Here is an 11,548-nt window from a genome sequence, read left to right on the forward strand (position 1 = left end):
CCAAGGACAGACAAGGGGATGAACAGGAATGGAAGTCAGTGCTCTTGGAGCCATGATTGCACTTGTCATGTCAGTGATTTTGATCCTTCGGAAAGTGCCGCCCGCGTACGGGATGGTGGCCGGTGCGTTGGCCGGCGGATGGATTGGCGGGGCATCTCTCCCTGACACGGTTTCATTGATGATGGAAGGAGCTGAAGGAATGATTCCGGCAACACTCCGGATTTTGGCGGCGGGGGTTCTGGCCGGAGTTTTGATGGAGTCCGGAGCGGCAACGACCATTGCCGAAAAAACGGTGGATTGGATCGGGGAGAAAAGAGCGCTGTTGGCTCTGGCCATTGCAACCATGCTGCTCACTGCGGCTGGGGTGTTCATTGATGTGGCGGTGATCACTGTGGCACCGATTGCTCTTGCCATAGCCGGCCGGGTCGGCTTTTCCAAAACAGGCGTCCTGATTGCCATGATCGGCGGCGGGAAGGCAGGCAATCTGATGTCGCCCAATCCCAACTCGATCGCAGCAGCCGAAGCATTTGACGTTTCTTTAACCTCGGTGATGGCCGCCGGGGTGATTCCGGCTGTCTTTGGCATCCTGGTGACGTACATCACGGCATGTAAGATTTCCCGCAAGGGAAGTCCGGTGTCCTTCAACGGTCTTTCGGATCCGGCCCAAACCGGGCTTCCGAAGTTGCTTCCGGCAATCGTGGCACCGCTTACGGCCATAATCTTGCTCTCGTTGCGCCCGCTGGCCGGGATTGAAATGGATCCCATGGTTGCCTTGCCGGTTGGAGGAATCACCGGGGCTCTCATCATGGGGAAAGCCAAACAGATCAATCAGTATGCCATTGCCGGACTTGAAAAAATGTCCGGGGTGGCCATCATGCTGCTTGGTACCGGAACCTTGGCGGGGATTATTTCCAACTCTCATTTGTCGGATGTGATTATTCAGGCTTTGACGGCTGCCGGGCTCCCGGCCTTTTTATTGGCGCCGTTTTCCGGGGCATTCATGTCAGCGGCGACTGCATCGACCACAGCCGGTACGGTTGCAGCGGGCAGTGTGTTTGGCGGGATGATGATGGAAATGGGCGTGGCGGGACTGGCAGCTGCGGCGATGGTGCATGCCGGTGCGACCGTTTTTGACCATATGCCGCACGGAAGCTTTTTCCATGCCACCGGAGGCAGTGTGATGATGGGAATCAAGGAACGGATGAAATTGATCCCATACGAATCTCTCATCGGGCTTATGTTAACCATCGTTTCCACCTTGATCTTCGGCGTTTTCAAGATCTTTCCGTAATTTTTAAAAAGGAAGTGGAATCATGAAAATTGTCATCGCTCCCGACTCATTCAAAGAAAGCATGTCCGCCATGGAAGCGGCCTGTGCCATTGAAAAAGGCTTCCAAAAGGTGATGCCGGATGCCGAATATGTCAAAGTCCCCATGGCCGATGGAGGGGAAGGCACCGTCCGGTCTATGGTGGATGCAACCGGCGGGGAAATCCGAAAAGAAACGGTCACCGGGCCGTTGGGAACCGAAGTGGAGGCATTTTACGGGATCACCGGGGACAGAAAAATGGCCGTGATCGAAATGGCGGCGGCTTCCGGTATTCATCTGGTTCCGAAAGAGAAGCGAAACCCGCTTGTGACCACGACAAAAGGAACGGGGGAATTGATCCGGGCCGCATTGGACCAAGGGGTGAAACGGATTGTGATCGGCATCGGCGGCAGTGCGACCAATGACGGAGGGGCCGGCATGGCCCAAGCACTGGGAGCCAAATTGTTGGACAAGGACGGAAATCCGCTGGGGGTTGGCGGCGGGGAACTAAGCAAGCTTGATTCAATTGATCTGAGCCAGCTGGACCCCCGGTTAAAAGAAGTGCACATTGAAGTTGCATGCGATGTGGATCATCCGTTGACCGGAGAGCGGGGAGCTTCCGCCGTGTTCGGGCCGCAAAAAGGAGCGACCCCGGAAATGGTGGCCATCCTGGATGCCAACTTGGCCCGTTATGCGCAAGTGGTAAAGGAAACACTGGGAATCGATGTTGACCCGATCCCCGGAGCGGGAGCCGCGGGGGGACTAGGCGCCGGACTGGTTGCTTTTTTGGGCGCTTCGTTAAAGCGCGGGGTCGATGTGGTGGCTGAAGCGGTGCAACTGGATAAACACATGGTCCAAGCTTCCCTGGTCATCACCGGCGAAGGCAAAATCGATGGCCAAACCATCCATGGAAAAACCCCTGTCGGCGTTGCCAAACGAGCCAAAAAATACGGAATCCCCGTGATCGGTATTGCGGGAATGCTCGGGGAAAATTGTGATGCGGTGTACCGGCACGGGATCGATGCCCTTTTTTCCATTGTGCCGGGAACCGTATCGTTGGAAACGGCCCTTTTAAACGGGGAGAAGTACACTGAGCAATTGGCCGGGAACCTGGCCAGGTTAATCCGTTTGAAACAGATGGTTGATGGCACGGGGGCTGATTAAAAGTTTCCGTGCTTTTATTTTTTGGTGTAAATTGATTATTCCAAGTGATTAAGATGTTTACGTTCGGAAGTAAAATTTTTTTAGATATTTTTTAGAATATTGAAATTATCTTGAAAAAAGAACTTACATTCGGTATCCTTTTAATGCTATAAAAAAATTGAAGGGAACCAAAGATCAACAACGAAAAGGTTTCACGGGAGGTTTTGACAGCGTGAACAGGTTTTTGCGCTCGTTTTTTGTCCTTCTGATTCTGTTGGCCGGGTCATTCGCATTGGTTGGCGGCACGGGTTATGCCGAACCCGGGGGATTTGATGTTCCCAAGGTGAATGAAGATTTCGATCAGTTTGAACACACTCCCGCGCCGCAAAAGCAACAACCGATCCATAACACAGAAGTGCAGGCTGAAGAAAAAGGATTCTGGGACAAGACGACCGAATTTTTCAAAGACGGCTGGGAGTGGGTCAGCGAGAAAGGTTCAGAGTTCATCCATCGGACCAAGGAAAAAGTAGCGGATTTCTTGGAAGCATTTGAGAAAATCTTGTCCTTGTTAACGTCGGTTGTGATTGTGGTCGGCAGCTTCTTTAAAGGATTGGGTAAAGCCCTTTGGGATGCCCTCAAAGGGATCGCCGATATCATAGCACATCCCATTGAAACATTAAAAAATTTGTTTTATGCGATTGCCCATCCGATTGATACCATCAAAGCAATTTGGCAATCCGTTTCCGAATCGTTTATACGTGATGTGATCCACGGGGATGCCAAAAGCCGTGCAGAATGGTTTGGCTATGCGCTTGGAGAAATTGTCTTGGCTGTGGTGGGAACCAAAGGTGCGGACAAAGTCGGCAAAATGGCAAGGGCAAGCAAATTGGCGAGAAAAGGAAGCGGTTTGCTTGAAAAACTGCCCGCCCCCGTACAAAAAGTACAAAAAGTGTTTACCAAAGACTTTTGGAAAAATGCAGCCAGTACTCTTTCCCGAAAGTTAAATATCAATTGGAAGAACGCGGCAATTACCGGTGTAACCGGAACGGCTCTCACAGTGCTTGGATATTTTGGAATCCCCAAAATTGCCCCTGCGGCCATGAAGGTATACAAAAAGCTGGATTGCCTGGTTTATGAACAACCGGCAGACAGCTATGTGGCCATGATGCTGTTGCCAAGTGGTAAGAGTTGTGGAGATAAAGGGATTTCAAATACCGAATCAAAGACTGCTGACCCTTATGGTGGATATTATCAAAGGAAACAACAGAGAACCGAGGAATATCAAAAGAATATTACAAACCCTATAACCAAGGCGCAATTACCCAAAAAAGGAAAATTCAGATTTATTCCAGGAAAGGAAGTTAAGTATGATAAAAAGTTGGGAGGATATGTAGATAGATTTGGCAATGTGTGGAAAAAAGGGCCCTATCATGGAGATCCCAATAAAGACTTTGATTTTGAATGGGATGTACAACTCTCAGAAAAAGGGTTGAAAAAATGGGGGCAATATACCAAAAATAATAAAAAGTATATCAATGTAACACCAGACGGTGAAATTTCACATTAACGGAGGGGAATATGTTTCAGTTAAGTTTATTTATGGATTGTCAGAGTGAAGATGAAGCACTGATTGTATTAAACGATATAATGAAAAAAATTGAAAATTATGTTGACTCATATCATATTGTTGAAAACGAACCCTATTGGAAAGTTGATGGTTGGTTTAAAATTACATGCAATGTTGAAACTTCAAGTGTTCTGGATCACCAAAAAGCAGAGGTCATACTTAATAAAATTTCAAACAAGTGGTCTTGGGATAAAGGAAGGATTTCTGCAGTTTCTAGTGCAAATAAAATGGGAGCAGTCTTTTGTAATACAAAACTGCGATTTTGCAATTGTTGGTTTGAAGACTTTGAATAACATTTACATTATTTCTATAGAAATTGAGATATTAGTGTTAAGAATTAAAGAATTAAGATGTATTAAGCAAAATGATCGATCCAGCAAATTAGCAGGATGAATTATTTGAAAGAATGTAACAAAAACTGAAGGGTAACTTTTCCGCATATTATTGTTATCTTTTGCAGAGGGATAACATAATAAAAAGATATATTGATTGATGTTACAAGAATTAAAAACAGGAAAATATATTGATTGGATTAGAAGGGCAGTCATTTCAGGACTGTCCTTTAATATTGTAACCTTAGCAAAAAATACCCGCTAGTGCGTGGATGACAAGTGGTTATATTAATTTTTTCTTCCTATATATTCAAGAAGTGGAGAATCATATCCAACGCTTTATGTAATGGTTTACCTTTTGAATCTCTGGAAAATAATAAAAATGCGCGGCTTTACATATGGTTCGAACCATTTTAGGGTTCAGGTAAAGTTGGTGTTACAGGAACCCGAAAACCGGGGAATGGACCGTGTAAGATAGGGGTGTTCGGTAAAGGAAATAACCGGGATCAGATGAGGAGGCAGAGGCGAATGGAACGTTTGTTTATCGCGGACAAAAAAGAGTTTGCGGAATCAAAGAAATGGGTTGATCATGTGTTCAACACGGAGCAGGAATTGCCGGAGAAGGTTTTTCAAGAATCGTTCCACGGGTTCAAGTTTGAAGAATTTGATTGAGCGATGGGTGAATCGTTTTGGCCTGTCCTTCAGGATTTGTGCCGAAAATTCTGATGGGCGTTTTGAATCCGGATCCGGTCCGCTATTATTATAAAGCGTTTGGCCGTTTTTCCTGGGCGAAACTGCCGGTGGATTTATCAGCGGATGAATATTTTTCTGTACTGGCGCATGGACCTGCAAAAAGTCCTGCGGATGCAATCCTGTATCACTCTTATACTGTCGTGTGGGTGCCTCCGTCCGGAAAGTGGGGAATCTGGGGAGAAAGGGATATGGGGGTATGTGTGTTGGGATTTCGCGATGAGAAAGACCGATGGCATCGTCTGCCTTTCTTAAACCATTGGCATCCAATCAATGCGACGGTTTTTTCATGGATGAGTTTGAACTTTTCCCAACAACAACTTCCGGAAGCGTTTGTTAAAAAAATGAAATTGAACTACCCGGTATGAGAGGGGACTGACCATCCTTTTAAGAAGAGAAGAGGTTTTATCTTGTCTTTTTGCCGTTGCAAACTTGATGATATCGTATCTGTATATCAAAACATAAATATTTATTACAGATAGAAAGATAGATGATTGATATTGCAATGAAAGCGGATCGAATTTGATATATTGCAAATTGGACAGAAATTGACAGGAATCCATGAGCGTTTTGCCTTGTCGTTCGTTGTGTGGGAAATAGGTGTGTATTTGCATGATCCGGAGGTGATCAGCGAGCTTGCCGACCGTTTTCACCTGTTTTATGCAACGTTAATCATTCTCCAAAGAAAAAGGAGGGGATTGGTCCCCTCCTTTTTTTATTTATAAGCCATCCGGTATTGTTCGGGGCCGAAATAGGAAACATCACGGTTTCCTGCGGCATCCAGCACCCAGAAGGGATTGCGGAGCAATTCGCGTCCCAAGAAGACCAAATCGGCCCGTTCATTTCCCAGAATATCTTCCGCTTGTTCCGGTGTGGTGACAAGGCCGACGGCACCGGTGGCAATGCCGGCTTCTTTTTTGATCGCTTCAGCATAAGGAACCTGATAACCCGGATGGATTTTGTCGGGTGCCACGGGCAGGGTTCCCCCGGAAGAAACATCGATGAGATCGACGCCCCATTCTTTCAGTTTGCGTGCCAAGGCAATGCTGTCTTCGATTTGGATCCCGTCCGGATGATGGTCCACTGCGGAGATGCGGACATAAAGCGGACGATCCGTTCCCCATGTTTCCTGAACGGCTTGAATCACTTCTTTGAGAAAGCGGGAACGGCCGTCCAGGTCTCCGCCGTATTCATCTGTGCGTTGATTGCTGAGCGGGGATAAAAACTCGTTGATCAGATAGCCGTGAGCGGCATGGATTTCTACGATGTCAAACCCGATTTCTTTTGCACGGCGGGCAGCATCGGCAAAGGACTGGACCACGGTTTTTATGTCTTCAGTGGTCATTTCATTCGGTGTTTTGCTTTTATCGTCAAAGGCAATGGCACTGGGGGCAATGATGGGCTCATCGACCTCGGCTTTCCGGCCGGCGTGGGCGAGTTGGATGGCGGTTTTGACACCCTGGCTGTGGGCAAAGTCCACAATCTCTTTCAACCCTTCCTTTTGCCCGTCGTTCCACAGTCCCAAGTCACGGGAGCTGATCCGTCCGCGGCTTTCCACGGCCGTTGCTTCGATCATGATCAAACCCACTTTTCCCAGTGAACGGGTGCCGTAATGGACACGGTGAAAATCAGTGACTTTTCCATCTTCGCCAGCGGAATACATGCACATGGGCGACATCACGATGCGGTTGGGCAGTGTGACATTTTTTTGCGTGAATGTTTGAAAGATCGAGGACATCTCTGTTCACCTTCTTACCTTCTTTTTTTATTGTTACTTACTAAAAATTATTATACATGTTTAATAGTTGATTCGCTATATCCATTATGGATTTGTGCAAGAATAGATAAAACCAAAGGGATGAAACATAAAACTGTTGACCGCATTAAAACGGCTTGTTATGATTATGATGATTTTTGGCTAAGACTTTTGCCGTATATGTTTGGGAATAGGGCCCGAACGTTTCTACCCGGCCACCGTAAATGGCCGGACTACGGCGAATAGGTCTTCGGGAATCCTATATGTTTTCTTCATTTCATTTCCATTCATCATGAAGAATGCAAAAATATGGTGAACCGGGGTCCTGTATCGCCGTGCGGTATGGGTGTCCCGGCTTTTTTATTAAGTTTGGCAAAAGTTTATTTCGCTGGAAGAGAGGTTGCGACGTATGGAAAAACCATTGGAACGAGTTGTCGTGCTGGATTTTGGCGGACAGTACAATCAATTGATTGCCCGGAGGATCCGGGATCTTGGTGTGTTTAGTGAGCTGTTACCCGGAACCATTTCCGCCGAAAAAATCCAAGAGATGAAACCCAAAGGCATTGTTTTTTCCGGTGGGCCCTATAGCGTGTATGATGAAGACTCGCTCAAATGCGATCCCAAGATTTTTGAACTCGGCATTCCCGTTTTGGGGATCTGCTACGGGATGCAGTTGATTGCCAGCCACTTTGGGGCCAAAGTGGAAAGGGCCAAAAAACGGGAATACGGGAAGTCTGAATTGGAAGTTGTTTCCGATTCCCCGCTCTTTAAAGGTTTGGATGAAAAAGAGCTTGTTTGGATGAGCCACAGCGACGTGGTGACCGGCGCCCCGTCCGGATTCCGGGTCGACGGAAAAACGGAATCGGCTCCGGTGGCGGCAATGAGTCTTCCGGAACAAAGGATTTATGCCGTGCAATTCCATCCGGAAGTTCGCCACACGGTAAACGGAAATCAATTGATTTCCAATTTCTTGTATGAAGTTTGCGGTTGTGAAGGAAACTGGAGCATGGAATCGTTTATCGATCATGCCGTCCAAGAAATCCGCGAACGGGTTCAAGACCAAAAAGTGTTGTGCGCTTTAAGCGGAGGTGTGGATTCCTCGGTGGTTGCGGCATTGATCCACAAAGCGGTCGGAGACCAGTTGACCTGCATGTTCGTGGATCACGGTTTGTTGCGCAAAGGCGAGGCGGACAGTGTCGTGAAAACATTCGGGGAAAACTTCCAGATGAACCTGGTGAAAGTGGATGCCAAAGACCGTTTTTTGAGCAAGTTGAAAGGCGTTACCGATCCGGAACAAAAACGGAAAATCATCGGCAATGAGTTTATCCGCGTCTTTGAAGAAGAATCCGCCAAGTTCGGGGATCACCGTTTCCTCGGGCAAGGGACTTTGTACACCGATGTGGTGGAGTCCGGGACGGACACGGTTCATACGATTAAATCCCATCACAATGTCGGCGGTTTGCCGGAAGACATGAAGATGGAATTGATTGAGCCGCTCAATACGCTCTTTAAAGATGAAGTCCGGAAAGTCGGGGAAGAACTGGGACTTCCGGCTGAAATTGTCTGGCGTCAACCTTTCCCGGGACCGGGACTGGGAATTCGCGTGATTGGCGAAGTGACCGAAGAGAAATTGGAAATTGTCCGTGAAGCGGATGCCATTTTGCGGGATGAAATTCAAAAAGCCGGTTTGGACAAGGAGATCTGGCAGTATTTTGCCACTTTGCCCGACTTCAAAAGTGTGGGAGTCATGGGTGATGTCCGGACCTATGCTTACACGGTGGGGATCCGTGCCGTCACCTCGGTGGACGGGATGACTGCAGATTGGGCACGCATTCCTTATGATGTGCTGGAAAGAATTTCAAACCGCATCATCAATGAAGTCGAAGATGTAAACCGGGTGGTCTACGATATCACTTCGAAGCCGCCGTCAACCATCGAATGGGAATGATCGGGAAGGATAGGTAGAAATCATGTCAGTCATCCAACGTTTTTTCCAATTGGACGAACATAAGACCGATGTGAAGACCGAAGTGCTGGCGGGCGTGACCACGTTTTTCACGATGGCGTATATTTTGCTGGTTTCCCCATCCATGATGGGGCAGGCGGGCATGGATATGGGAGCCGTTTTTGTGGCAACGGCTCTTTCCGCCGCCGTCGGCACGTTCTTGATGGGGGTGATTGCCAATTACCCCATTGCACTGGCTCCCGGATTGGGACTCATCGCGTATTTTACTTTCACGGTCGTTTTGGGAATGAAGTTGCCTTGGCAAACCGCATTGGGAGCCGTCTTTTTATCCGGAATCATCTTTTTTCTTTTGACCGTCACGAAAGTGCGTGAGCTCATCATCAACTCGATTCCCACCGGGCTGAAATATGCTGTCTCGTCCGGGATCGGGATATTTATTGCATTCATCGGCTTGAAAAATGCCAATGTCATTGTGGATTCTGAATCCACGTTTGTGATGATCAATCCGCACCTGACGGAAAAACCGGAGATTTTGCTTACCATCTTTGGTTTGTTTATCACCACGGTATTGATGGTGCGAAAAGTGAAAGGCGCGATTTTTATCGGCATGTTGATCACCGCGGTTGCGGGAATGATCACCGGTCAGGTTCAAGTGCCGGCTGACTTTTTTGCCCTGCCGCCGAGCATGGCGCCGACTTTTATGAAGCTGGATGTTCCGGCTGCTTTGGAACTCGGACTTTTTACGATTGTTTTTGCTTTTTTGTTTGTTGATTTATTTGATAATGCAGGGACGTTGGTGGGGGTGGCCAGCCAGGCCGGACTGCTGAAAGATAACAAACTGCCCCGTGCGGGGAGAGCGTTGTTTACCGATTCGGTGGCCACCATGTTGGGGGCTGTGTTCGGCACCTCCACCGTGACTTCTTATATTGAGTCTTCGGCGGGAGTGGCGACCGGAGGACGCACCGGGCTGACATCGGTTGTCACGGCGGTCTGTTTTTTGGGAGCTTTGTTTTTCTTCCCGTTGATTGAGTCGCTGGCATCCGTTTCCGCCATTACTTCGCCGGCATTGGTCATTGTGGGCGTGTTGATGGCCGGAAACCTGAAAAAGATTGAATGGGATGACCTGAGTGAAGCGATTCCGGCTTTCATCACGGTGATCTTTATGCCGTTGACCTTCAGCATTGCAACGGGAATTGCGGCCGGCTTTGTTTTTTATCCTTTGTGTAAACTGGTGGCCGGCGAAGGGAAAAAAGTGAATGTGATTGTTTATATTTTGGGGATTATCTTTGCTTTGCGGTTTATCTTTTTGGGAGCCGTCTGAGGTGATGGCCCGAAGCTTTTTCCTGTCACGGGGGAAAGCTTTTTTCTTTGCATACTTTGTCTTTTGTTTCAAAGACTAAGAGGAAAGGAGGAGAGTTATGTCTCGAAAATATGTGGTGGCAGTGATATTCTGGAGCTTGTTCCTGTTGATTTTACCGGTGCAGGGGATGGCTCAGGAATCCTGCCGGGAGCTGGAACCGGATGTCTGCCGTGCGGTTGGACAACTGATGAAACAAAAAGAGCAGGCCGTTCACAGACGGAAACTTGACCTGTTTCTCCAAACCATCGATCCCGAAAACACTTTTTACAGGCAAGAGCAAAAGCGTTGGTTTCAAGATGCGATACAAGGGATGGATCCGGATTCTTTTCATTTGAAAGTGCTGTCTGTCATGCCGGATCGGGACAAGACGGTACGCATCGTGGTGGAACAGGTTTATTCAGCCAAGGGGGAACCGGTGAGTGTCCGGTGGCCGGTCCGGTTGCGTCTGACGCCCCAAGGATGGAAAGAGTCGGACTTGGCTTTTGAACAATGGGGGGATCAAAAAATTACGGTTTATTACACGAATCCTGCATTAAAGATGAATGCGCAGATTGCTTATCATACCTTGAAAAAAGCCGCTGCCAAACTGCAAAAGCGCTTGGCATGGCAACCGCAAAAAATGGAAGTGAAGCTGTATCATGATCCTGAATGGTTTCGTCAGTCGGTGAAACCTTCATTGCCCCGGTGGGCTGGAGGATGGCATGAGGCCAATCAGTCCATCAAGTTTCTTGCCGGACACACGGCGCCGGATCAATTGGCTTCCGGAATGATCCATGAACTGGCGCACCAGGCAGTGAGCGATTTGACCAATGATAACGCCGCTTATTGGTTGCAGGAAGGGGCGGCGATGTATTATGAAGCGCATTTGATGCCGGAGCTCCATGTGAATCATCAGGTGGAATTATTGGAGAGAACATGGTCGCTTGCAGATCTGGAAAACACACCGTTGGAAAAATTGCCCGCTGAAAAAGCACACCAATATTATTTGAACAGTTATGTCCGGTACCGGCAGTTGGTCGGACAATACGGGGAGGAAGGAATCCAAAAACTCTTTGCCAGATTGAAAAAGTTCCCTTACATCGATGAGGAGAGCGAACCGAAAAGAAAGCAACTCAATCAAAGAACCCGCAAAGCATTATCGGAGGTTTTTTGTAACGGAGAAAAAAATTTTAAAAAAAGTGTTGACTTATGTCGGGGAAGGTGATAACATCGTATTTGTCGCCGCGAGAGAGCGGCAAACATAAAGCGAAATGAAGTGTTCCTTGAAAACTGAAGAGTGAAGACATGACTCGTTAATTCTTGAGAGT

The 11,548-nt window shown here is 47.8% G+C and carries 10 protein-coding genes and 1 riboswitch; of the genes, 9 read left to right on the forward strand and 1 reads right to left on the reverse strand.

Features of this window, described 5'->3' with window-relative positions:
• Positions 1 to 28: 28 nt before the first annotated feature.
• The 6 genes from I8U23_RS12785 (at position 29) to I8U23_RS12805 (ending at position 5,527) form a co-directional block, all read left to right on the forward strand.
• Positions 29 to 1,291, forward strand: a complete 1,263-nt coding sequence (locus tag I8U23_RS12785) for a GntP family permease (protein ID WP_037996400.1) — start codon at positions 29 to 31, stop codon at positions 1,289 to 1,291.
• 22 nt (positions 1,292 to 1,313) lie between these two features.
• Positions 1,314 to 2,471: a glycerate kinase gene (locus I8U23_RS12790; RefSeq protein ID WP_037996401.1), complete on the forward strand. Its 1,158-nt coding sequence runs from the start codon at positions 1,314 to 1,316 to the stop codon at positions 2,469 to 2,471.
• Positions 2,472 to 3,030: 559 nt separating this feature from the next.
• Complete coding sequence (locus I8U23_RS12795; RefSeq protein WP_370526950.1) at positions 3,031 to 4,017, forward strand: polymorphic toxin type 17 domain-containing protein; 987 nt, start codon at positions 3,031 to 3,033, stop codon at positions 4,015 to 4,017.
• A gap of 11 nt (positions 4,018 to 4,028) precedes the next feature.
• Positions 4,029 to 4,370, forward strand: coding sequence for a hypothetical protein (locus I8U23_RS13485; protein WP_206760072.1), 342 nt, complete (start codon positions 4,029 to 4,031; stop codon positions 4,368 to 4,370).
• 567 nt (positions 4,371 to 4,937) lie between these two features.
• Positions 4,938 to 5,081, forward strand: coding sequence for a hypothetical protein (locus tag I8U23_RS13490; protein ID WP_232335535.1), 144 nt, complete (start codon positions 4,938 to 4,940; stop codon positions 5,079 to 5,081).
• A 17-nt stretch (positions 5,082 to 5,098) separates the two neighbouring features.
• Positions 5,099 to 5,527, forward strand: a complete 429-nt coding sequence (locus I8U23_RS12805) for a hypothetical protein (RefSeq protein WP_232335536.1) — start codon at positions 5,099 to 5,101, stop codon at positions 5,525 to 5,527.
• A 347-nt stretch (positions 5,528 to 5,874) separates the two neighbouring features.
• Here I8U23_RS12805 and namA read toward each other — a convergent pair whose 3' ends face one another.
• A complete protein-coding gene (gene namA, locus I8U23_RS12810; RefSeq protein WP_062843365.1) occupies positions 5,875 to 6,897 on the reverse strand; it encodes an NADPH dehydrogenase NamA in 1,023 nt (340 codons plus the stop codon).
• 172 nt (positions 6,898 to 7,069) lie between these two features.
• Positions 7,070 to 7,171, forward strand: a riboswitch (purine riboswitch).
• Between the two features lie 153 nt (positions 7,172 to 7,324).
• On the opposite strand from namA, the gene guaA reads away from it, so the two are divergent.
• The 3 genes from guaA to I8U23_RS12825 all read left to right on the forward strand — a co-directional run bounded on the left by guaA (position 7,325) and on the right by I8U23_RS12825 (position 11,445).
• Complete coding sequence (guaA, locus tag I8U23_RS12815) at positions 7,325 to 8,863, forward strand: glutamine-hydrolyzing GMP synthase (RefSeq protein WP_037996405.1); 1,539 nt, start codon at positions 7,325 to 7,327, stop codon at positions 8,861 to 8,863.
• A gap of 31 nt (positions 8,864 to 8,894) precedes the next feature.
• Positions 8,895 to 10,202 carry an NCS2 family permease gene (locus I8U23_RS12820; RefSeq protein ID WP_181729210.1) on the forward strand — a complete coding sequence of 436 codons (1,308 nt, stop codon included), beginning with the start codon at positions 8,895 to 8,897 and terminating at the stop codon, positions 10,200 to 10,202.
• 97 nt (positions 10,203 to 10,299) lie between these two features.
• Positions 10,300 to 11,445, forward strand: a complete 1,146-nt coding sequence (locus I8U23_RS12825; RefSeq protein WP_062843363.1) for a peptidase MA family metallohydrolase — start codon at positions 10,300 to 10,302, stop codon at positions 11,443 to 11,445.
• Positions 11,446 to 11,548: the final 103 nt, after the last annotated feature.

This window comes from Thermoactinomyces sp. CICC 10735 (assembly GCF_016055175.1).
Taxonomy (GTDB): domain Bacteria; phylum Bacillota; class Bacilli; order Thermoactinomycetales; family Thermoactinomycetaceae; genus Thermoactinomyces; species Thermoactinomyces vulgaris.